The sequence below is a fragment of the Psychromonas sp. SR45-3 genome (assembly GCF_014163575.1).
Lineage (GTDB): Bacteria > Pseudomonadota > Gammaproteobacteria > Enterobacterales > Psychromonadaceae > Psychromonas > Psychromonas arctica.
The window spans coordinates 269862-294110 of sequence record NZ_JACJDP010000001.1 but is presented as its reverse complement, the minus strand read 5'-3'; the positions used below and the strand labels follow the sequence as shown (position 1 = coordinate 294110).

The 24249-nt window shown below is 37.5% G+C and carries 18 protein-coding genes; 9 read left to right on the top strand and 9 right to left on the bottom strand.

All coding sequences use genetic code 11. The annotated features are described in order from the left end of the window. Positions 1-642, top strand: coding sequence for an orotate phosphoribosyltransferase (gene pyrE / locus H5084_RS01245; RefSeq protein WP_182689284.1), 642 nt, complete (start codon positions 1-3; stop codon positions 640-642). Between the two features lie 158 nt (positions 643-800). On the opposite strand, the gene H5084_RS01240 is transcribed toward pyrE, so the two are convergent. The 4 genes from H5084_RS01240 to H5084_RS01225 form a co-directional block, all read right to left on the bottom strand. Next, positions 801-2789, bottom strand: coding sequence for a methyl-accepting chemotaxis protein (locus tag H5084_RS01240; RefSeq protein ID WP_182689283.1), 1989 nt, complete (start codon positions 2787-2789; stop codon positions 801-803). Positions 2790-3172: 383 nt separating this feature from the next. Continuing rightward, positions 3173-6259 carry a multidrug efflux RND transporter permease subunit gene (locus H5084_RS01235; RefSeq protein ID WP_182689282.1) on the bottom strand — a complete coding sequence of 1029 codons (3087 nt, stop codon included), beginning with the start codon at positions 6257-6259 and terminating at the stop codon, positions 3173-3175. Between the two features lie 8 nt (positions 6260-6267). Next, positions 6268-7389, bottom strand: coding sequence for an efflux RND transporter periplasmic adaptor subunit (locus tag H5084_RS01230; protein WP_182689281.1), 1122 nt, complete (start codon positions 7387-7389; stop codon positions 6268-6270). A 4-nt stretch (positions 7390-7393) separates the two neighbouring features. After that, the gene (locus tag H5084_RS01225) at positions 7394-7975 is read right to left on the bottom strand and encodes a TetR/AcrR family transcriptional regulator (RefSeq protein ID WP_051369180.1); all 582 of its coding nucleotides are present in this window, start codon (positions 7973-7975) and stop codon (positions 7394-7396) included. Positions 7976-8422: 447 nt separating this feature from the next. Between H5084_RS01225 and rep the strand changes: the two genes are divergently transcribed. From rep to H5084_RS01210, 3 genes are all read left to right on the top strand, one after another. Further along, positions 8423-10432, top strand: a complete 2010-nt coding sequence (gene rep / locus H5084_RS01220; RefSeq protein ID WP_028869265.1) for a DNA helicase Rep — start codon at positions 8423-8425, stop codon at positions 10430-10432. A gap of 187 nt (positions 10433-10619) precedes the next feature. Then, on the top strand, positions 10620-11351 hold the full coding sequence (locus H5084_RS01215) for a glutathione peroxidase (protein WP_028869264.1): 732 nt from the start codon (positions 10620-10622) through the stop codon (positions 11349-11351). 97 nt (positions 11352-11448) lie between these two features. Then, complete coding sequence (locus tag H5084_RS01210) at positions 11449-12900, top strand: dihydrolipoyl dehydrogenase (RefSeq protein ID WP_028869263.1); 1452 nt, start codon at positions 11449-11451, stop codon at positions 12898-12900. Positions 12901-13009: 109 nt separating this feature from the next. Here the strand turns inward: H5084_RS01210 and ubiA are convergent, their stop codons facing one another. Both ubiA and H5084_RS01200 read right to left on the bottom strand, forming a co-directional pair. Next, on the bottom strand, positions 13010-13882 hold the full coding sequence (gene ubiA, locus H5084_RS01205; protein ID WP_156916127.1) for a 4-hydroxybenzoate octaprenyltransferase: 873 nt from the start codon (positions 13880-13882) through the stop codon (positions 13010-13012). Further along, a complete protein-coding gene (locus H5084_RS01200; RefSeq protein ID WP_028869261.1) occupies positions 13879-14436 on the bottom strand; it encodes a chorismate lyase in 558 nt (185 codons plus the stop codon). The genes ubiA and H5084_RS01200 overlap by 4 nt, the downstream gene beginning before the upstream one ends. A gap of 321 nt (positions 14437-14757) precedes the next feature. Here H5084_RS01200 and H5084_RS01195 point away from each other — a divergent pair, with 321 nt between their 5' ends. Further along, positions 14758-15174 carry a flagellar basal body-associated FliL family protein gene (locus tag H5084_RS01195; protein ID WP_028869260.1) on the top strand — a complete coding sequence of 139 codons (417 nt, stop codon included), beginning with the start codon at positions 14758-14760 and terminating at the stop codon, positions 15172-15174. Between the two features lie 38 nt (positions 15175-15212). On the opposite strand, the gene glpG is transcribed toward H5084_RS01195, so the two are convergent. Beyond that, positions 15213-16049 carry a rhomboid family intramembrane serine protease GlpG gene (gene glpG, locus H5084_RS01190; protein WP_182689280.1) on the bottom strand — a complete coding sequence of 279 codons (837 nt, stop codon included), beginning with the start codon at positions 16047-16049 and terminating at the stop codon, positions 15213-15215. A gap of 161 nt (positions 16050-16210) precedes the next feature. Between glpG and H5084_RS01185 the strand changes: the two genes are divergently transcribed. Together H5084_RS01185 and galE are read left to right on the top strand one after the other, a co-directional pair. Next, positions 16211-16612 carry a helix-hairpin-helix domain-containing protein gene (locus H5084_RS01185; RefSeq protein WP_156916126.1) on the top strand — a complete coding sequence of 134 codons (402 nt, stop codon included), beginning with the start codon at positions 16211-16213 and terminating at the stop codon, positions 16610-16612. Positions 16613-16808: 196 nt separating this feature from the next. Beyond that, positions 16809-17825, top strand: coding sequence for a UDP-glucose 4-epimerase GalE (gene galE, locus H5084_RS01180; RefSeq protein ID WP_028869257.1), 1017 nt, complete (start codon positions 16809-16811; stop codon positions 17823-17825). Between the two features lie 118 nt (positions 17826-17943). Here galE and H5084_RS01175 read toward each other — a convergent pair whose 3' ends face one another. Continuing rightward, positions 17944-18828, bottom strand: coding sequence for a GGDEF domain-containing protein (locus tag H5084_RS01175; protein WP_028869256.1), 885 nt, complete (start codon positions 18826-18828; stop codon positions 17944-17946). 210 nt (positions 18829-19038) lie between these two features. Here H5084_RS01175 and H5084_RS01170 point away from each other — a divergent pair, with 210 nt between their 5' ends. Both H5084_RS01170 and miaE read left to right on the top strand, forming a co-directional pair. After that, the gene (locus tag H5084_RS01170; protein WP_182689279.1) at positions 19039-22281 is read left to right on the top strand and encodes a DEAD/DEAH box helicase; all 3243 of its coding nucleotides are present in this window, start codon (positions 19039-19041) and stop codon (positions 22279-22281) included. Then, positions 22282-23079: a tRNA isopentenyl-2-thiomethyl-A-37 hydroxylase MiaE gene (miaE, locus tag H5084_RS01165; RefSeq protein ID WP_182689278.1), complete on the top strand. Its 798-nt coding sequence runs from the start codon at positions 22282-22284 to the stop codon at positions 23077-23079. Positions 23080-23140: 61 nt separating this feature from the next. Here miaE and H5084_RS01160 read toward each other — a convergent pair whose 3' ends face one another. Next, the gene (locus H5084_RS01160) at positions 23141-24241 is read right to left on the bottom strand and encodes a YcbX family protein (protein WP_182689277.1); all 1101 of its coding nucleotides are present in this window, start codon (positions 24239-24241) and stop codon (positions 23141-23143) included. Positions 24242-24249 lie beyond the last annotated feature (8 nt).

Genomic DNA, 24249 nt, shown 5'->3' with positions numbered 1-24249 from the left:
ATGAAAGATTATCAAAAAGAATTTATTGAATTCGCAATTGAGAAACAAGTACTAAAATTTGGTGAATTTACCCTAAAATCTGGGCGTATTAGTCCGTATTTCTTTAATGCAGGTTTATTTAATACAGGTCGAGATCTTGCGCGTTTAGGACGTTTTTATGCCGCTGCATTACAAGACTCTGGCATTGCTTATGATCTATTATTTGGGCCTGCTTATAAAGGGATCCCAATCGCGACAACAACTGCGGTTGCCTTATCTAATGATTATGATCTAGATGTGCCTTATTGCTTTAACCGTAAAGAAGCAAAAACACATGGTGAAGGCGGCAGTTTGGTCGGTTCAGAGCTAGCAGGTAAGATTATGCTGGTGGATGATGTTATTACTGCCGGTACGGCTATTCGCGAGTCAATGGATATAATCAATGCAAATAATGCTCAACTTGCTGGTGTATTAATTGCGTTAGACCGCCAAGAAAAAGGTAAAGCTGAACTCTCTGCTATTCAAGAAGTCGAGCGCGACTATGATGCAAAAGTGATTTCAATCGTGCAACTTGCGGATGTAGTGAGCTACCTTGAAACCTTGCCTGAAATGCAACAACACTTGCAATCTGTCCAAGCTTACCGTGCTAAATATGGTATTTAGTTATTAGCTTTGTCATTCGATTAGCTATTAACTTTACGAACTAGCTTGATCCTTGATTTATAGTGAGTAAATAGCACTAAAAATAAAGGCAAGGTAATCAATTACCTTGCCTTTATTACTGTTATTTAGTGCTTTTTCTGCTTTTTCTGTGGTACATGCTAAATCTTAAATTGATTCACTGTTTTCTCCAGTTCAGTGGCTAATGAATCAACCATCTCACTGCATTTATCAATGTTGCCATAGCTTAATTGCATTTCAGTATAACCATCTTGTATATGTAACATATTGCGGTTTATCTCTTCTGTTACACTACTTTGTTGCTCAGCCGCGGTCGCTATTTGCTCGTTCATTTGGCTTATTTCTTGAATGCTATGAGTTATGAGTAAGATATCCTGTCCTGCTTGCTTAGCATCATCAACACTTTTATTGACCATTTCAATGCCGTTACTCATTGCCTTTTGTGCATCCTTAGAGCTTGATTGCAGCTCAGTGATCATCATCTCTATTTCATTAGTGGATTCTTTTGTTTGGAATGCCAAACTACGTACTTCATCAGCAACCACAGAGAAGCCTCTACCATAATCACCGGCTCGTGCGGCTTCAATTGCTGCATTGAGTGCTAATAGGTTAGTTTTCTCTGAAACCTCATTGATCACACTTAGAAATTTACCTATGTTAATCACTGAGCCATTTAAATTGTCGATCACCGTTGATGCATTGCGTAATTCGATAGATAAGTTACTGATATTTTGAATCGTTTCTTCCACTTCCCGATTACCATCTTGACTCTGAGTATTGGCTTTTTCTGTTTCGCTTGATGCATGTATTGCATTACGCGCAATATCATTAACGGTGCTGCTCATCTCCGTAGTGGCAGTAACGACTTGTGTCACCTGTTCAGTGCCACTATTTATGTTACCTTCGATAATATGATTACTTTTAATGTTTTCAGCTAAATTACTTTTTAGTGCAGTAGAAGTATGTTGAATTTTATTGACTAGTCCTTGTAGATGTTTAACCAACTTATTTATTGTTAGTCCTATTTCACCTAATTCATCTTTACTATTTACGTCGATACGCAGAGTGAGGTCGTTATCCGTTGTAATGCTAATGAGCTTACTAGTAATTTCATGGATACCTTTATTTAATTGGCTAGTAATATAAAAAGACAGTAATAGTATCAGTACAAATGAAATTAAAATAATGATCAAAAGTGAAAATAAATAGGCTTCTTTATCATCTACAAGTAATTGATTATGTTCACGTAAATTTTCAAGTAGTGCCACTTCGACCGTTTTTAATAAGTTTATTTTTTGAGTGATCGTATCAAACCAAACCTTTGGGTCAGTATTAAAAGCACCTTTCTCAAAGTTATCTAGTGCAAGGTTTTCATAGTCTTTTACATTTTTTAAAGCTTGCTCTGTGAGGTTGTTTTGGTAAATGGCGAGTTGTTCCGTTGTTGCATGTGCTTTGAATTTATCTAGGTAAACGGCTTGCTCTGCTAATAAGCTAATAAATTTTTGTAATAATACAGGGGTAAAATGATCGATAGAGAAAACATTACTGAGTACTGCCCGTTCTATACCCGCACGTTCTTTATGTTGTAAAAAACTACCAACCGTAACAGCAGATATTGCCAGTTTCGAATTTTCATTTTCATTGGCTGTGTTATTGATAATGGATAGCAGTAGCGCATTTAGGTTTGAATAAAAAGCGACTTCATCGCTAACGCTGATAGACAAGTTATCAATCTGTTGGCGTAAACTAGGTAGTTTATCTAATTGCTGATTCACTTTGTTAAAGAGGGTCGTTAATTGTGGCGTAAGTGATGCTGAGGTTATAAAAGCTTGTAAGTCTCTATTTTTTTGATCAGTGGTTTGACGATGCTGTTTGATTGTTTGTTGAAATTTTTCACCTTTTGAAGATAGGTAACCAGCCGATGCACCACGTTCTTTTTGCAGTTCATGAACCAAGAGCGAGCTTACTGCAGCAGAGTCTGTGAGTACTAACATTTTTTCTAGCATCACTTTTTCTTGATAAGCCTGCATAGAGTAATAACCTGCAAAGCTGATAAAGCCAATCAGGGGCAATAAAGTAAGAGCAAAAAGTTTACCGCGAATTGAAATATTATTGATCAAAAAAAGCATGTTTTATCCCCGCTGAAATAAGTATGTTTTAACAGTAGGGTAAAAAGTAAATTTTTCAACAAATAGGTCAAAAAATGTTATTTAATAGTAACAAAAGAGAGGTAGGTAGGTTTTGCTGGCTGATAGTAATAATTTTGTAAAACAGCTGATCAATATTATTTAGATTCAAATAATAAATACATCACTTATGTGTAATAAATTTCACAAAGCGATCTGTCATTTGACCTGATTTTTGCCTTAAATTAATTTTTTCTCGGTAATACTCAATCGCCTAGCTAATGGAAGTCATATAATAAAAAATGCCACTGAGAAATAATCATCAGTGGCGTTGTAAAATAAATCAATGTAACTATTTGTTAATTATATTATTTACTAGTTAGCGCTTACGCTTTGGTAGCATTTACCTTTAAAGCTTTATCTTCGTCAAATTCAGGAACCTTTTCATGTTCGCTGGCAATGAATGAATAAATTACCGGTAAAATAAACAGAGTAAATAAGGTACCGATCGATAAACCGGCGACAATTACAACACCAATACCGAAGCGGCTAACTGCACCTGCACCGGTTGCAAATAAAAGTGGGACCAATCCAGCTACCATTGCGGCGGTGGTCATTAAAATAGGACGTAAACGAACTGCAGCGGCTATTTTTACTGCTTCTATCTTATTCAAACCATGGTGTAACTGCTCTTCTTTTGCTACTTCAGCAATTAAAATACCATGCTTAGTAATCAAGCCAACTAAGGTTATCAAACCTACCTGAGTATAGATATTCATTGTGGCGGCGCCCCAAGCAAGTACAACTAGCGCACCACTAATTGCTAACGGAACCGTCATTAGAATCACCAATGGATCTCGAATACTTTCAAATTGACTTGCAAGTACTAAGAAAATGATGAACAAAGCAAGTAGGAAAGTGACATATAAAGCGCCGCCTTCTGTTACGAACTGACGTGCTTCACCGAGGTAATCGTGGCGGTAACCCTGTGGTAGTTTAGTGGTCGATAATTCTTCAAAGAAGGTTATCGCTTCACCCATAGTGCTACCAGGGGCCAATACAGCGCCGATTGTTGCACTATTAAGTTGGTTAAAGTGCGGTAAGGAGCGCGGTTCTGCCGTGATATCAATACTAATCAACTCACTTAACGGTACCATGTCATCATTTTGTGCTCGCACAAAAAAGTCACCTAGTTTATCTGGTGATAAGCGATATTTACGCTCAACTTGTGCAATCACTTCATAGCTTCGCCCATCTAAATCGATACGATTTAAATAACCATCACTTAATAAGGTGCCTAGGGTAATACCGATATCTTGCATCGTGATCCCGTAGGCTCCTGCTTTATCGCGGTCGATACTGATATTCATCGTCGCTGAGTCAAAGGCAAGATCGAGCTCTGAATAAACAAAAGTAGAGTTAGCTTGTGTTGCGGCTAATACATCGCTGGCAATACTCACTAAACTTTGGAATGGATTAGACGTTGTTATTACAAATTGTACTGGTAAACCACCTGATGAACCTGGTAATTCAGGCATTTGAAACGCTGTTGTTGCCACTGATGGAATAGCGTTGAATGCAGGTGTCATGGCCGCTGAAAGTTGTTTTGGATCCTTGTCTCGTTGACTCCATGTTTTCATGATAGCGATACCAAATGCTTGGTTAGCATTAGGAATACCAGACATGGCTAAGCTACTCTCTACCTCTGGCTGATCTGAAATGATATCAGTGACCAAACGCATACTGTTTTCAATAAAGTCTAAATTCGCATTCGCAGGTGCTTTAGACATCATCATCAATGCACCTTTATCTTCACTTGGCGCTAGTTCAGAAGGAATATATTTAAATAGCATTGGCAGTGAAGCAAAAACCAGTAATGCAAAAATAATCACAGCAGGGCGACGTAACATTAGGATGTTTAATGCACGGCTGTATTTATTAGTTAACCCAGTTAAGACAGAATCCACAGTACGCTCAAAACGATTTGGCTTATGATTAATTTTCAACATTTTACTACACATCATAGGTGATAATGTGAGTGCCACGATGCCCGATACAAATACCGCGCCAGCCAGAGTCAAAGCAAATTCTGTAAATAATGAACCTGTAATCCCCCCCATTAAAGCGATAGGTGCATATACTGCGGCTAATGTAATGGTCATAGAAATAACCGGAACCGCAATTTCACGCGTACCAATAATAGCTGCACGGAAAGGTTCTTCACCTGCTTTGATATGACGGTCAATATTTTCTACCACAACAATCGCATCATCGACCACCAAACCAATGGCTAATACCATCGCTAACAACGTCATGAGATTGATGGTAAAACCAAATATTTGCATTACAACAGCCACACCAATTAGCGATAGTGGAATGGTAATGATTGGAATGATAACGGCACGCCAAGAACCTAAGAATAAGATCATTACGATCAATACAATTAAGCCTGCTTCAGCGATAGTTTTTATTACTTCATTAATTGACTCTTCGATGGCAATGGTAGAGTCATACAATACTTTCATTTTAATTGAGCTTGGATTGCTGGCATCTAAAGCCGGTAGCATGAGCCTTACATCTGCTGTTATATCAAGTGGGTTTGCCGTGGGTGCTGCGTCAATGGCAACGACTACCGCATCATCACCATTAGCCATTGCACGGTAAGTATCGTGGCTTTTTTCAAGTGATACACGCGCTATATCTTGCAAATGAATGGTCTTTCCGTTTTCACGTGTTGCAATGATCAGGTTTTCTAGTTCGGCTGCATTTTTAACTTGAGTTTCAGCGCTACCGTTAAATAGAGTGAAATAACCCATCGCCTGACCAGAGGCCGACTGAATATTATTAGCCTGTAATATAGTCACAACTTCAGCGGTACTTAATCCAAAACCGGCCATTCGTTCAGGGTCTAACCAAATTCGTAAAGCAAACTTAGTACCACCATATAAGTTAACCTTAGCAACACCATTAATACTAAATAATTGCGGCTTAACAACGCGTTCTAGGTAATCGGTGATTTGACTAGAGTTTAAATTGTCGCTTGAGAAAGCAATGTAGATAACTGAAGTGGTAGAGCCTGTACTGACATCAATAGTAGGATCTTCTGCTTCACTAGGTAGCTGTGAACTTACACTGTTTACTTTTGCTAGAATATCTGCAACAGCGCCACTAGGTTCTGTATTAAGTTTCATATTCACAGTAATAGTTGAGCTACCCATAAAACTTTGTGAGCTGATAAAATCGATATTATCGGCCTGTGCAATAGCTTGTTCAATAGGTTGAGTAATAAAGCCCTGTATTAAGTCTGCATTTGCACCATAGTAGCTGGTGGTTACTTTAACCACAGTATTGGTCATATTTGGGTATTCGCGTACCTGCATTTTAGCCAGTGCTTGAATGCCTAATAAGACAAGAAGCAAACTCAGAGAGATGGCTAAAACGGGACGCTTTATAAAAATATCTGTAAATTTCATACCATCACCTACAATGCTGGAAGAACAGAAGGAGTATTAAGGGCTTGTGATTCAACGAGTTTAACTCGTGAGCCATTACTTAAACGAACTTGACCGCTAGTTGCAATCACATCGTTTTCTTTTAATCCCGTTAAAACATGTACTTTGTCTTCTTTACTTTTACCTAGTGTCACGATTTGTTGTTTCGCTTGTAAGAACGTTTTTCCATCGTCTGTTGTTTGTTCTGTTATCACGTAAACAGTTTCACCATAAAGTGTGTAATTAATGGCAGTTGAAGGAATGATTATTTGTTTTTCAACAGTGGGTAAAATGATATTCGCTTTAGCGAACATACCTGAACGCAGTATTTTTTCATCATTTGGGATTGATGCTTGTATTTGAATAACACCACTTTGATAGTTAACGGCAGGTTCAATAGCAGAGATAACACCGGTAAAAGAAGTATCAGGTCGTGCATCAACAAATACATTCATTGCTTGACCAATATGCACTTTATTGAGGTCATTTTGAGCAATGGTAAAACGCATTTGCATGCGACTAATATTTTCTAAACGAACAATATCTGTACCACTTGCAAGATATTGACCTAAAAACACATTACGTAATCCAGCAATGCCTGAGAAGGGAGCTCGAACGGTACGAAGGCTGATGGTTGCTTGGTAACTTTCTATTTCACCTTGTAAAGCAAGAAATTCCGCTTCTGCATCATCTACTTGCCCCTGTGAAACAGAACCTCTTGTAGATAATGATTTCATTCGTTTGTAGTTACGTTCAACAGCTGGCATACGACCTTTTGCAGCTTTTAAGTTAGCTTGTTCTACTTCGCTATTTAGATAGATGATAGGATCGTCTTTTTGTAGGTTTTGACCTGATGTGAAGTTGATTTTAGTCACTTTACCGGCCACTTCATTGGCAACAGTTACGCCTTGAATAGGCTCAATAAACCCAATAGCACGTAAATGAGGAGTCCAATCTTCCAATTTAACCGTTGTGGATGTCACTGGGAATTCAGGAATAGGGCGAGAAGCAAGAAACTCTTTAATTTTCTGCGCTTTAAACATGTTAAAGCCGATAACACTGCCAAATACGAGTATCGCCAAAATGATGGCTGAGGCTATCCATTTTTTCATTATCTTAGTCCTGTTGGTTAAAATTTGGGTTTTGAATAATCGCCCATGAAGCTTCTCTCACTTGATCTAACTGTTGTTGATCAAAAGTAAGCTCATTGCGTATTATTCTTTTTGCTAGGTTAATTGAAGTATCAAAGCTGACTGCCATTAAGGCTAAGAGCTGCCAATCTAAAAATCGTGCTGTTGTGATGCCTTGTTGGTAAAAATCAATAAGACGCTTAAAGGCAATATCGTCCAATAACGTTATTTGTGCTTGGTTGATATTAGGGACGCAATGTAGCATTTCGATGACAATCAGACGTTTCGGGTTTGCTAGTACCGCATCAAAGACATTATTCCACATCAAATCGTACTTTTGTTTCGCAGTGAAGCTATCTTGCCAACCAGTAAAAACATCATTAGCGGCTTCTTTGCGAATAAACACTTGAAGGGCATCCATTAATGCCTCTTTATTTTCAAAATAACGATAGATAGTGCCTGCTGCAACGCCCGCAGTTTCTGCTAAATGATGCATCGAGAAGGCATAAAAACCATGTTGTGCAAGAATACTTTCTGCTGCATTTAGAATTTGAGTACGTTTATCCATAGTTCTACAATTAAAAATGAATGAATGTTCATTATCGTTTAATAGCGCGTTATTGCAATAAAAAATCTAAATATTTCTAAAATAAACCTATATCCAATAAACCCATATCCAACAACTCTCTATGATTCGATACCTTCATAGGTAACTTTTTAGGTGTGTTGAGTTAGGTGCATTGATAAGTGAATAGATACGTTGCTATTTCTATTTCGGTTTTGTTTTAAAGCAAATAATTTCAGCGTGCGATAAATAAAACCAAGCAAAGCGGCTATTCCTATATAAGTTGGTTCTTAATTTATCTGTGATGTCATTAGTGTTGTAATCATTCACTAGCGAAGTACCTCTACTACCTCAGTTTGAGGTTAGATCCTGAAGGCTAAAGATCAGAGACTAGCTTTCAGTTAAAAGATAAGTAGAATCAAACTGCTTTTTATTTTTTTAGGAAATGTCATGAAATTAAATCCAGGACAAGATGCCGCTGTCAAAATGATCTCCGGACCTTGTTTGGTGCTTGCTGGTGCAGGCAGTGGTAAAACCCGCGTTATAACCAATAAAATCGCCTATTTAGTACAGCATTGTGATTACCAGGCAAAAAACATTGTGGCGGTAACGTTTACTAATAAAGCCGCTCGAGAAATGAAAGAGCGCGTTAGTCAAACCTTAGGGCGAAAAGAGTCTCGTGGGTTGATGGTATCTACTTTTCATTCATTGGGTCTAGAGATTATTAAGCGTGAAGTGAAAACACTGGGTATGAAAGCTGGTTTCACTTTGTTTGATGATCAAGATACGTTAGCGTTATTAAAAGAACTCACTGAAAAACAACTCAAAGAAGATACTGATCTTTTAAAAGCGTTAGTGACACAAATCTCAAATTGGAAGAATGCATTAATATTGCCGCCTCAAGCGATTAAACAAGCAAAAGGTGAGCGTGATGTTATTTTTGCCCATTGCTACGATTTATATCAACGTCAGCTAAAAGCCTACAATGCCTTAGATTTCGATGATCTTATTGTTTTGCCAACTTTATTACTGAAACATAAAGAAGAGGTGCGCTTACGTTGGCAGAAAAAAATTCGCTATTTATTAGTGGATGAGTATCAGGATACAAATACTAGTCAGTATGAATTAATTAAATCCTTGGTGGGTGAACGTGCCCGCTTCACTGTGGTAGGGGATGATGATCAATCTATCTATTCTTGGCGTGGTGCTCGACCAGAAAACTTAGTACTTCTACAAAGGGATTTTCCACAATTAAAGGTGATTAAACTAGAACAAAACTATCGATCTAGCCAACGGGTGTTAAAAGCGGCCAATGTATTAATTGCTAATAATCCGCATGAATTTGATAAACGCTTATTTAGCGAATTAGCCTATGGAGAGTCAATCAAAGTTTTATTTGCTAAAAATGAACAACATGAGGCTGAACGGGTGGTGATGGAGTTATCGGGCCATAAGTTTATGAATGGCGCCAACTTTAAAGACTATGCCGTACTGTATCGAGGTAATCATCAAAGTCGTTTATTAGAAAAAGTGATGATGGAAAATCGTATTCCCTACAAAATAAGCGGTGGTACTTCCTTTTTCGCGCGTAGTGAAGTGAAAGACATCATGGCGTATTTAAAGCTTTTAGTTAATCATGATGATGAAAATGCCTTTATTCGTGTGGTCAATAAACCACCCAGAGGCATTGGTGCCGTGAGTCGCGAAAAGTTAGGTAATTATGCTAATTTACGTCATATCAGTATGTTTGCTGCAAGCTTTGAAATTGGTTTAGAGCAAACCTTGAATGGCAAGGGGCTTCAGTCTGTACAAGCTTTTACAAAGTGGTTAGTTGAATTAAATCACCGTTTGAAGACAGAAGATGATATTGATGTCGTCCGCGACTTAATTCGTGATATAGGTTACGAAGACTGGTTGTATGAAAGTAGCCCGAGCCCGAAGGCGGCTGAAATGCAAATGAAGAACGTGTCGACATTATTCAAATGGGTCACTGAAATGCTCAAGGGTGATGATCTTGATGAAGAGATGACACTAGAGCAAGTGGTTGCACGTCTTACTCTACGTGATATGTTATCTCGTAATGAAAGTGAAGAAGAATTAGATCAAGTACAGTTGATGACCTTGCATGCATCGAAAGGACTAGAGTTTCCTTACGTATATATGATTGGTATGGAAGAAGGGTTATTACCACATCAGGTCAGTATCGATGAAGATAATGTAGAAGAGGAGCGACGTTTAGCGTATGTCGGTATTACGCGAGCACAAAAGGAATTAACTTTTACTTTAGCTAAGGAACGAAGTCAGTATGGTGAGGTCATTAAACCAACACCGAGTCGTTTTTTAAATGAATTACCACAGGAAGATGTGGAATGGGAAAGTGGGCCTAAAAAACGTACTGATGAGCAAAAGAAACAATTAGCAGATAAAGGGATTGCAAGTTTGAAAGCATTATTTGATTAATAGTCTATACGATGAAAATTATAAAATTTGATAGTTAAAAACTACTTTAAATAGGTTTTAACTATCACTTTGCAAATAATAAACGATTTTAACTATTATCGTTTATTTTGCATAATAACTCCATCGCAGCAAGCAACAGCTTGTTAGCAAACTTAAAACTACAATTGATAATTATTAGGAGCTACAAATGTTAGATAATATCGAAGGTCAAAGCGTACCAAATGTTACTTTTCCAACTCGTCAAGGTGATGAATGGGTAAATGTTTCAACTGATCAATTATTCAAAGGTAAAACAGTTGTTGTATTTGCATTGCCTGGTGCCTTCACTCCAACATGTTCTTCTACACATTTACCACGTTACAACGAGTTAGCGGGTGTATTTAAAAAGAATGGTGTAGACGATATTGTTTGTCTAAGTGTGAATGATACCTTTGTAATGAATGCATGGCTTGCAGATCAAGAAGCTGAAAATATTACTGTTGTTCCAGATGGTACTGGTGCATTTGCTGAAGGTATGGGCATGTTAGTCGATAAGAGTGATATCGGTTTTGGCAAGCGTAGCTGGCGTTACAGTATGCTGGTCAAAGATGGCGTGATTGAAAAAATGTTCATCGAGCCAAACCAGCCGGGCGACCCGTTTGAAGTATCTGATGCGGATACTATGTTGAACTACATTAACCCAAATGCTAAAGCACCAGCTGCGGTAACTATCTTTACTAAACCTGGTTGTCCTTTCTGTGCAAAAGCGAAAGCAGCACTTAAAGAGAACGGTATTGGTTTTGAAGAAGTTGTTTTAGGTACTGATGCAACTAGCGTAACGCTAAAAGCTGTATCAGGACAAACGACAGTGCCACAAATTTTTGTAGATGGTAAGCATCTTGGTGATAGTGAAGCAGCTATAGCCTACGCAAATAGCTAGTTGACTAAGTAATTAGTTTAATAGCGCATGTTGAATTTCTGACATGCGCTTTTTTTAAATCCAAAATTCAATAAATCAACAAAAATCGGGAAACAATATGAAGCAAATTAATGTACAAGTTGCCGTTATCGGTGGTGGCACAGCTGGTTTAGCAGCTTACCGAGCAGCTAAAGAAAAAACAGACTCAGTGGTATTAATTGAAGGTGGAAAATTTGGAACTACCTGTGCTCGTGTTGGTTGTATGCCAAGCAAACTGTTAATTGCAGCTGCCGAAGCGGCACATAGTGCTGCGCATACTGAACCCTTTGGTGTATTTGTTGATGGTGATGTTCGCGTTGACGGTAAAAAAGTGATGCAACGTGTACGTGATGAGCGTGATCGTTTTGTTGGTTTTGTTGTTGAAGCGGTTGATGAAATTAATGCTGATGAAAAATTAATTGGTAAAGCAACGTTTATATCAGAAACACAATTACAGATAGACGATCATACAATTGTTAATGCAGAGCGTATTGTTATTGCAACAGGATCTCGTCCAAGTTATCCACCCGTTTGGAATGACCTTGGTGATAAGCTAGTTGTTAATGATGATGTATTTGATTGGATGGATTTACCAAAATCAGTAGCAGTATTTGGCCCTGGTGTGATTGGATTAGAATTAGGGCAGTCGTTACATCGTTTAGGTGTTGAAGTCTTAATGTTTGGAATGGGTGGGCAAGTAGGTCCCTTTACCGATCCTGAAGTCATGGCTTATGCAGAAAAAGCGTTTAGCGATGAATTTTATTTAGATGCCGACGCGAATGTAAAAAATATGCAACGTAAAGGTGAGTTAGTTGAAATCACTTATATTGATAAACAAGGTGTTGAACAAATTAAAGAAGTTGAATATGTACTCGCAGCAACCGGACGTCGTCCAAATGTTGATAACTTAGGTTTAGAGAATATTCAACTAGAAAGTGATGGTCGTGGTGTACCGATTGCGGACCCTTATACAATGCAAACCTCTGTGCAGACCATTTTTATTGCTGGTGATGCGAGTAATCAAATTCCATTATTACATGAAGCGGCAGACCAAGGTAAAATTGCAGGCAGTAATGCGGGCGTTTACCCAAATATTCGTGTCGGTTTACGTCGTTCATCAATCGCTGCTGTGTTTACCGATCCACAATTAGCGATGGTTGGCCTTAGTCATAAACAGATAACAGAGAAGTTTTCTGGTTGTGGGTGTTTTGAAACAGGTAGTGTCTCCTTTGAAAACCAAGGTCGTAGCCGCGTCATGTTAAAGAATAAAGGGCTATTAAACCTTTACGGTGAACAAGGTACAGGTCGCTTTTTAGGGGCTGAAATTATTGGTCCACAAGCTGAACATCTTGCGCACCTTTTAGCTTGGGCACATCAGAACCGTATGACTATATCGCAAATGTTAGATATGCCTTTCTACCATCCGGTTATTGAAGAAGGAGTGAGAACGGCGTTGCGTGATTTGAATGCTAAATTAAAACTAGGCTCGGCAATGATCAGCGAGTGTATGGAATGTGGTCCGGGTTGTTAATTGACAACAACCAGTCATGTTATCTGTTAGCAAAAAACGGTTAGTGAGAGTTAACCGTTTTTTTACGGGGGATAGCTGAGATAACCTTTAACTGGTGAGCTTTGCTGATTTAGGGGAATAAATAAGTGAGGATAAAACCGATAAATATCACTAAACCCACATAGTTGTTATCTAGAAAAGCTTTAAAACAGGCTTTTTCATCGCGACTTTTAATGCTTTTTTGTTGCTGTAAAAAGAGCAAACCTGCCACCACTAAAGCCCCATAATAAAGCCAATTTAGATTTTCTATGAGGCCCACAATAATTAACAATATTAAGGTCATAATTTGTAATAGAGCAATAATTAACTTGTCATATTGCCCAAATAAGATGGCGGTGGATTTTATGCCTATTTTAAGATCATCTTCTTTATCAACCATGCCGTACATAGTGTCATAGGCGACAGTCCAGGTAATATTTGCAATAAACAGAAGCCAAATAGTATTAGATAATGTATTTGCTTGCGCTGCGTAAGCCATTGGTATCGACCAACTAAAAGCAAGCCCTAATACAAATTGAGGTACATGGGTAAAACGCTTCATAAAGGGATAAATAAACGCAAGAAACAAACCGATAACAGACAGTTGAATGGTTAAATTATTTTGCGTTAGTACCAATAAAAAAGAACATAAAGATAACCCTAAAAATAAATATACGGCCTCTTTGCTGGTGGCTCTTCCTGAAGGTAATGGACGGTTTTTGGTTCGAGTGACAAATCCATCCACTTTTCTATCGGCAAAGTCATTGATTACACAGCCTGCGCTGCGCATAAAAAACACACCCAGACAAAAAACAATCAAAACATTTATATCTGGTAAGCCTTGCGCTGCCATCCACAATGCCCATAAAGTAGGCCATAACAAAAGCAAGGTACCAATTGGTTTATCAACACGCATTAACTCTAAAAAAGCTTGACGTTTAGCTGGGGTCAAATATGCGGTCATGAGTAAATTCCTGAAGCAGGTAAAAATACTTCACTAACGAGTAAGGGTTTATTTTCAATATAAAAAATAGAGCGTCTTGCCCATAAAGAATGTTCGCAAGGTTGTTGTAATGAGGCGCAATACAGATGTAATGGAGAACCAACTGTAAATTCAGCAATTTCAATATTACTGCGTTGTAATGTTTTATCTTGAAATATAACTCTCCCTAAGGGTTCAGTTCCAAGATTAGCTAAGTTTTGTTGTTTGTCTGATAGTGTACTGTAAGGGATTTCTGTTTGCGCGAAGACATTAGGTATACCATCACAATATAAAAGGACTTCTCGGACTAAAACTTGTTCTGGTACGGGAAAATGTGGGGAAAGTGTTGCTTGTTCGGCATTTGTATTAAGCTGTTGCTTAACCTCTACCGTAAACTCTTGGCATTTTTTTTCAAGTTTCTTAGTCAAAGATGTTTCATCTAATAACCACGACAGAATGTATTTGGTACAATTTTGCGATTTACTATTTTCTTGCCATTGAGTTGATGACGCAATGTTAAGCATTTGATTAAACATACAAACCTTTAATTTAAAAAACCAGTTATTTTATCTGCCCACATCAAGCAAACACTTTATTATTAAGCTATTATACCTGCTGCCAATCAAGATGCACTATTCAGTCCAAAACAAGGCGTAATATGGTGACAATGGACCCAGTATAGGTTTCCGAGTTAGTGACTCACAGGGGAGGCCGTGCAGCAAATGTCTTAGTTGTTTTGAAATATCGATTTAACCCATTACATCTTCAACCTTATGCCTTGCTGATTTTGGTATCTCGAATGGTAATGGGTATATACTGTTCAAAAATATTAACATCTTTCCTTGAAGGAATTAAGTATGCTTAAAAAAGTGTTTTTGTGTGTGCTTTATTTTGCACTACTTGCACCGCTTACCTCGGTAGTTGCTGAAGAGGAAGAAGGGCAACAAGCCCCTGATTATCAATATTTCGCATTGAGCCCAGATATTATCACTAACTATATTAAACCCGGAAAACGTTTAGGTTACGTACGCTTACGTGTTGATTTAATGGTTAAATCGAGCACTGCTTATGAGCAGGTAGAAATGAATGCGCCATTAATTAGGGATCGTATTATTACTATTTTTGGCGAACAAAATGAAAGCCAAATCAAATCTAATAGCGAACGTGATGCGATCAGGCAACGTTGTTTAACAGAGGTAAATGATGTGCTGTTTGAATTTATTGGTACCAGACCCGTTGAAAACCTACTCTTCACTAAGTATTTAGAGCAATAAATTTACGATCTAATGTGACATTTTCCTTGGTCGTATATTTATAGTTTGAGTTTATGACAAACTGCTGCCAATGTAAGCCCCGCTAATAGACCTATTAAGTGTGCATAATTTGCAACATTAGCGGGTAATAAGTCCACAAACCCTAAGATTAACCAGCCTAATAAAAAAACAAACATACTATTGGGTAAATGTACCTGACTTTGTTTGTTTAATTGCCCAGTTAACCAACAGTAACCTACTAGTCCATAAACGACGCCACTTAGACCACCAAAGTAGGGTCCAACTAAAAAGAATTGAGCCAAATTTGATGCAATTGCTGAAAATAAAAATAATAAAATTAGGCGTTGTTTACCGTGTTGCTTTTCTATTAAGCCTGCGAGTTGCCACCACCATAATAAATTGAACACTATATGTAATAGACTGAAGTGTAAAAAAGCAGGGGTAATAAATCGCCAGCTTTCAATATAGTCAAATGGCTGTTGTCTGAAGAAGGCAAAAAGTGAGTTCATTGGATTAAAAACATTAAACGCAGTAAGTGCATAAATAATTATGCAGATTATAAAAATACTGTGAGTGAACAGCCCACCATGATTTTTGAAGTTAGATAACAAGCTCACATTGGCATAAGCTAACTGCGATGATGCTGGTTCGGTTTTACCGGTTTTCCAACTTGCTGATAAGTATTTGCTTTGATTTGGGTTATCCAAAAATAATGCTAGCTCAAGTTTTGCTTGCGCTAATTGGTTTTTGTTTTTAATCATTATTGGATATTGGAATTCACTTTGTTCAATAATATTGGTGATGTTTTGGCTGCTTAAAAAATCAGAAAATGCCTGTGCAATACGTAAATGCTCAAAACGGTGTAACTCAATCATAATAAGTCCTCTAAAATCGAAGCTTTTAGCATAACGGATCTAAGGGACTGGATCGAATGAATTAAGTAAGGATTTTTTTGTTAGTTTATTTTGTGATTTTTTATTGATTTAATGATAGAACAAGCTAAATTGAATGATACCTCTAATAAAAAAAGGATAATATGATGAAGAAAAAATATACGCGTGGTTTACTTCTTGCTGCATCATTGTTTTTATTACCGGCTAGTTTCCAATCTGTGTTAGCTGCCGATCTTAATAGCAAGGTGTCATCTAGTCTTGATAAGAGTAGTACAGTAACGCAGAAAGCAAAAACAACGGTTGCTAGTGAGAAGAAAAAAGTGACTTCAACTACTGCTGCTGTTGGAAAATTATCAAAAATAGATCTTAACAGTGCCAGTGTTAAACAATTAACGACGATTAATGGAATAGGTGATAAAACAGCACAAGCCATTGTTGATTACCGCAAAAAAAATGGTAATTACACTAATTTAAAAGATCTGGTTAACGTTAAAGGTATTGGCGCAACGACATTACAAAAAATTATGCCTTATCTAAGCTTATAGTTCCTCAATTGATAACTCCTCTATTTATTACTCATCGATAAGGTATAAATCGTAACAAGGGTGTTACGATTTATACCTTTTATCATTCAAGATGATAAAGTTAACAGGTAGAATTTATGCTGATAACGCATCTTGAAAAAGATTAATCCCTTTCGTTTTATTTTTTATTTTTAATAACCTTAGTAGTAGGTAATTTATGACAATTTTAGTGACTGGCGGTGCTGGTTATATTGGTTCACATACGGTGGTTGAGCTATTAGAGAAAGATCAACAAGTTATTATTGTAGATAACTTATGTAATTCTTCGCAAGAATCATTAAATAGAGTTGAAAAAATTACAGGTAAAGCACCTGTCTTTTATCAAGGAGATATCTTAGATAAAGATTTTTTGGATGATGTATTTCGCCAACATACTATTGATTCTGTTATTCACTTTGCAGGCTTGAAAGCAGTAGGGGAATCAGTCGCCAAACCTATTTCTTATTATCAAACTAATGTACAGGGCACCTTGACTCTTTTAGATGCAATGAAAGATGCAGGCGTATTTAAATTAGTGTTTAGCTCTTCAGCAACCGTTTATGGTGATCCTGCCTCTTTACCGATCAGAGAAGACTTTCAAGTAGGGGGGACAACTAATCCATACGGTACATCAAAATTAATGGTTGAAATGGTATTAGCAGATGTTGCCAAGTCTGATCCTCGTTGGGCGTTTGTTATTTTACGTTACTTTAATCCTGTTGGTGCTCATCTATCTGGTTTAATAGGTGAAGATCCTAATGGTATTCCAAACAATCTATTGCCTTATATTTCGCAAGTTGGGGTAGGAAAACTGAAAGCCTTAGCTATATTTGGTGATGATTATGATACGCCGGATGGTACAGGTGTTCGTGATTATATTCATGTTGTAGACTTAGCGTTGGGGCACTTAAAAGCATTGCATCGCATACAAAGTGACACAGGGGTGTTCATTTATAATCTAGGTACTGGGAATGGCTATTCTGTGTTTGATATGATCAACGCTTTTGAAACGGCTAGTGGTAAAACTCTCCCATACAAGATTTCACCACGTCGTGAAGGGGATATTGCAGCCTGTTATGCCGCACCTGAAAAAGCGTTAGCAGAATTAAATTGGCAAGCTGAGCGTGGCTTAGATGAGATGATGCAAGATACATGGCGCTGGCAATCAAATAACCCTAATGGGTATAAGACATAATTAGTTATAAGCATATTTAGCGTTTACATTTTATCGCTGTGATGTTTTAAGGTGTAAACGCATTAAGAAAATAAGTCGCTTATTTCATTGTGTCATGGCGGTTTAAAAGCTATGCGTTTTAACCCTTATTACCGCTTACTAATACTTTGTTTTTACCGCTTTTTTTGGCTTCAGATAAACATTGCTCTACTCGGTTAATTAATGCGCTGCTTTTCACCTCATTTTGGTAAGTTGCTACGCCAATACTGACAGTAATATTAATAATATCTTGAAGATATTCCACACATAATAGCTCACTTTTAGCACGGATCATCTCAGCGACTTGCTTAGCGATGACATCATTACTATTGTTTAATAATATAATAAACTCTTCTCCGCCCCAGCGCGCAACAGTATCGGTTTTACGAATACAGTCACTCAACTTATTCGCAAGTTTTTTGAGGACAACATCACCCCCTGTTTGGGTATGTTGCTCATTAATAAGTTTAAAATTATCGATATTAATTAATAAAATAGAGAATGATTCTTTTTCTGCACATTGAGTAACAAGTACGTTAGAAAGTAGTTCATTAAAATGGCGTCTAGTGTATAAGTTGGTTAATTCATCAATCTCTGATAACTGTTTTAATTTAGAGCTTTGATCGCTATTTTGTATTATCCAGTTGTTAATACCTATAGATACCAATATAAAGCCAATCATTTGACCTATATCTTTGAATAAGACTTTGAGTAACCAAGGTTGAACAAATATTTCATCGAGAGTTGTAGTTAATAGGGTGACAAAAAGAAAGAAAAATCCGCTCATTAAGTACTTATGTACTTCACGGTTATGCTTAACTTTATTTAATTGAATCAATAATAAGAATAGCGTAATGGCAATAACAGACTTAAAGAATATGTCATAAAAGTCTATTTTATAGACAGTTGGGAAGATCCACGCTTGTAGGGCAATGTAGGCGATAACAAAAAAATACAGTGGATTAAGGGCTTTATTTTTTATCAATTAATTTTTATCTCTTGTGATTATATAATGATCTAGTTTAGTTAATATTGATGATAAATAAATATTTCTATATAACCTACTATAATTGCGTTTTTTAGTAAATAAATGAAGGTGTTAATCGTAGGAATTCTGTAATTCCATTATTAGTCCTTTATTTCTGCCCACTATCTCTTTATCATTAACGATCCGTTTTTTAGATGGTTTTTTCCGATGCCTAAAGTGACTCAGCAAGATATATCAACAAGTTTTGGTCGTAATATTATTGACCGAGGTACCCTCTATTTTAAAGAAAGTCGTGTATTAGCGTGCGATTACGATGAATCGAGTAATTCACTTGTTGGATTGGTCAAAGGGACCAATGACACGCCTTATAAGACTAAAGCATCCATTAAACCGTCTAACAAAGGCGGTTATATTATTCACAGCACTTGTTCTTGTCCTGTTGGCTGGAATTGTAAGCATGCTGTTGCTTTACTGTTAGCTTATCAAGCAGATACGCCAAATTATAATATCGAAAATAGCTATCAAACTTGGTATGAAATGTTAAACGGTAAAGTAGGCCAACCAGAAAAAGTACGTGCCTCTGCTTATCAAGGATACTTCCGTTTTTCCTTTGATAAAAAAGTCCTCAATCATGAACACCGTTATATCAAAGTTGAATATGGTAGCGTGCGCTTTTTGAAAAGTGAAAATACGCATGTTTTTAGTGAAAAAGACTTAGTGTCTGTTGCTGACAATGAAAGTTGGATGGAAAGCTTTAAATGGGTAGAAGATGAGGATGTTGAAATCTTACGCTTATTACTCACTAAAGAAGGACGAGCGACTAAGTTAGGCAAAACTTATATTAAAACTGAGCTGGACTTATTGGCTTTACAAAAAATATTAGAGACTGGGCGTTGCTTCTGGGAGCACCTTGACCAGAAAATAACATTATCAGGTTCTCGTCCGGTGACTTTGGAATGGTTATCGCTAGAAGATGGCCTGAAACAGTTAATGGTCAATCTTGAAGGCAGTGAAAACTGGCTGTTGATCCCAACACCTAAACCTTATTTTTATGATCTTGATAGTCACCAATTTGGCCTACTTGATACTCACTTTAATCGTGATTGGTTACTTTCCTTGTTACAAACTCCACCATTAGGTGAAGAACAGTGCGCGCACTTTACGCAAGAAGTATCACTGGGTTTTGCACAAAATGTATTACCTAACCCGCAGCATTACGATATTCAGCATATTGATGAGACCTTACAGGTTATTTTTAAATTAGATGTACAACAGATTAAAGGACAAAGTCTATTTTTAGGACGTTTGTATTTTAAATATGGCGTGTTGTTATTAACACCAAGCATCTTAGAAGATAAACAACGTAATCAATATATGCACAAAGGACAAATTGTCAGTGTTACAAGAGATATTGATGCAGAGTTAGCTGCTTTAAATGAGTTTAATGAACTTTGTTTGCTTGATGTGTATATGTATGACCCTAAGTATACTGTTAGTAAGGATACTCAAGGTATCTTACCGCCTGAATTAGGGGGATCTCAAGAGTTTCAGTGGTTATCACTATTAACCGCGCATAAAGCACGTTTAGAAGTATTAGGTTGGCAGTTTGATATTGCTAAGGACTTAGCACTACAAAGTCAGCAAGTTGATAGTATCGATATTGATATTGATGAAAAAGGTAACTGGTTTGATTTAGGTGTTTCCATTGAAGTGGAAGGTAAGCGTATCGAACTATTACCGTTGTTATTAGAATGGTTGCGTAGTAATGAAGACTGGCAGCAGAATGATTACGATATTTTATTAGCTCAGGGGAATGGTCGTCCACTACGTGTTAAACGCGAATCGATCCAACCTATTTTATCTATTTTGCAAGAGCTAGGCGAAGTTAGCGACAGTAAAATAAATTTACCTCAGAATCAGGCTGCTTTATTAGCACAACTTCCTGAAATTAATCGTTGGGTTGGGGGGGAACATGTACAAGCGTTGGCTAAAAAATTAGCTAATTTTAGCGGTATTCAAGATGTACCTGCACCGGAAGGGCTAGCTGCCGACTTACGCGACTACCAGAAGGAAGGTTTAAACTGGCTTATGTTCTTGAATGAATATGGGTTTTCTGGTGTGTTAGCCGATGATATGGGCTTGGGTAAAACGGTACAAACGTTAGCTTACTTATTATACAAAAAGCAACAGCAGTTGTTGCCGTTACCTGCGATGGTGATTTGTCCTACTTCGTTAGTGGGTAACTGGTTAAATGAAGCGATTAAATTCACTCCGGATTTGAAAGTATTAGTCTTGCATGGTGTTAGTCGCCATCAATTCTTTAAAGATATCAACAACTATGATTTAGTGATCACTACTTATCCTCTTATTGCTCGTGACTTTAAAGAGTTTGCTGAGTTTTCATTCTCTGATCTTATTTTGGATGAAGCGCAAACCATTAAAAACCCACTGGCTAAAATGACTAAGAGCATTAAACAAATTGATGCTAAACAGCGTCTGTGTTTAACCGGTACGCCAATGGAAAATCATCTCGGCGAATTATGGTCTTTGTTTGATTTCTTGATGCCAGGCTTCTTAGGTTCATACAGCACCTTTAATCGTGTGTACCGTAAAGGTATTGAAGGTGAGGGTAATCATCAAGTTCAGCAATGGTTAATTCAAAAAACTAAACCTTTCTTATTACGACGCACTAAGGATGAAGTGGCTAAAGAATTACCTGCTAAAACTGAAATCATTCATACGATTGCACTGCAAAACGATCAACGTACTCTGTATGAAAGCATTCGTATTACGATGGAAGCAAAAGTACGTGACTTACTGCGTGAAAAAGGCATGGCAAGAAGCCGTATTGAATTTTTAGACGCATTGTTAAAGTTACGTCAGGCTTGTTGTGATCCTCGTTTGGTGAAATTAGAGCATGCTCAGCAAATAAAAAGTTCAGCTAAGTTAGATTTCTTAATGGAAATTGTGCCAGAAATGGTAGAAGAGGGAAGACGTATTCTTATCTTTTCTCAATTTGCACAAATGTTAGGCTTGATTGAAGAAGCCTTACAGGAAACTGGTATTGATTTTGTTAAATTAACAGGGCAAACCCGTAACCGCAGTGAAATTATCGATAAGTTCCAAGGCGGTGATGTGCCAGTGTTCTTAATCTCCTTGAAAGCAGGTGGTGTCGGCCTTAATTTAACCGCTGCTGATACGGTTATTCATTATGATCCATGGTGGAACCCCGCTGTAGAAAACCAAGCCACTGACCGAGCATACCGCATTGGCCAAGATAAACCTGTGTTTGTATATAAACTGATTTGTGAGCAAACAGTTGAAGAACGTGTATTAGCGTTGCAATCTCGTAAGCAGAAGCTTGCTGATAGCGTATACGGTAAAGAGCAAGAAGAGAACTTTGCGCCTGATAATAGCGATGCGTTATTAAAACTATTTGAGCGTTATTAGATGCGCGCAGATGAGCAATTATTAGCGCCGATAAAAGCGTTTCTACATACGCAGACACCGCAAGCTTGGATAGATAAAGCAAAATTGCTGGAGAATCAATCTGCGCTATTAATTGATCATATGATTTGCGAGTTAAAAGCGGCACAGACGGCGATGTTATTAATTCGTCGTTATGCGGTAGACAAGCAAAGTGGTGATGCCCTGATGGCTTGGTTGACACCTTATAATGATTTTGTATATCGCAAGCAGGGGGATTGGAAAGCATTAGCTAACAATAATTTATCCAAAAAAATTGTCGCAAAAGACAACACGTCTTATGGACAGGATTTAATTGATAAGATGATCTTGTTGATCAAAGAAGAGTTACATCATTTTTATCAAGTAGTAGAGATAATGCACGCGCGCGATATTACTTTTGATTTTGTTGGCTCAAGTCGATATGCCAAAGAGTTGTTAAGCCATGTCACAACACATGAGCCTAATATGCTGATTGATAAACTGATTTGCAGTGCCTATATTGAAGCTAGATCCTGCGAGCGGTTTGCTAAAATAGCACCGCATTTAGACCCTATCTTAAATAAATTCTATGTTTCTTTATTACGTTCGGAAGCGCGTCATTATCAAGATTATTTAGTATTAGCAGAGCAAATAGCGGGAAAAGATATTAATGATCGTATTCAATATTTTGGCCAGTTAGAAGGGCAGTTGATTAGCTCGCCAGATGAAGACTTTAGGTTTCATAGTGGTTGCCCTGTTGATGCATCTGTTCGCTCTATTAAAAATGATTCATGTTGTTAGCTCCCATGAATCATTTAAAGTTTATTGGTCTGGCTTTCTGTAACCATTTAAGTATTTATCATTAGTGATCAATGCTGATATTGGACAAAGGTATACAGCTACAGGCTAATACATAACCAGCTTCTATTTCTTCTTTAAATAAACCCTGGTCATTTAATACATCCACTTCGCCGGATAATAACTTTGTTTTACAACGTCCACATTTACCACCTCTACATGAATAGGGAATATTGACTCCAGCCTGTTCAGCTTGATTTAATAGCAATTGCTGATTATCACCTGTGACTTCTAGGCCGGTACTTACAAAGTTTATCTGTAGTGCTTTTTTATTACTTTCTTCAGTTGCTAACATCGACTCATAAACAGGCGCTTGCTGCGAAGCCAATACTTGAACTTGATCTCCACTACGGATAATTCCTTGATTTAAAGGGATTAAATTTTGGCCAAAATCGATATCACCTTGGTGGAACCTATATTGCGCTAGTGTTTTAAGCGGCTGTTCAAGATCCGCTTTACCAGTTTTAGGATCTACATTAGTAAAAATACAGCGAGAGCAGGGTTTACTTACCTCAAACTCTACTTCTCCAATTTTAATACGAGACCAGCTATCTTCAACGAAGGCACTATCTCCTTTGATTAATAGATTAGGGCGGAAATGCAGTGCACTGATAGGATTATCAAGCAGTGTATTAAGTTGCTCGACGGAGGCTTGATTAATCAGTAATAGCGGGTAACCGTCGGCAAAACCGACCTGTGTTTGCTTATTTTTAACACAGCGTACACTACTCTCGGCAAAGTAAACAAGCTGACACGGTTGTTTCAGGAAATTTGAAAACCATTGATCATAATCGCTATGACAGTGTTGCGCTTGTACTGTGTCTGCCCAAATATCAACCGCTAATGACTGCTTCGAAAACTGCTCCCGTTGAATATAGAAGCTACGCTGATTCGGTGCACTAACAAATAAGCCTTTTTTAGAAAATTCGATACTGATTTGAGTTAATTGAGGATGTGTTCGACCCGTAATAAACTGCCCTTGCATGTCAACTAACATGTAACGCCTATCATTTTCTAAACCTTTTTCTTCTACTAATGCTTGCGGTAATTGAATGCCCTTAGTGGACTTGATCGGGTAAATATAAATGTCAGTTAAGCTTTGCAAGATGAACT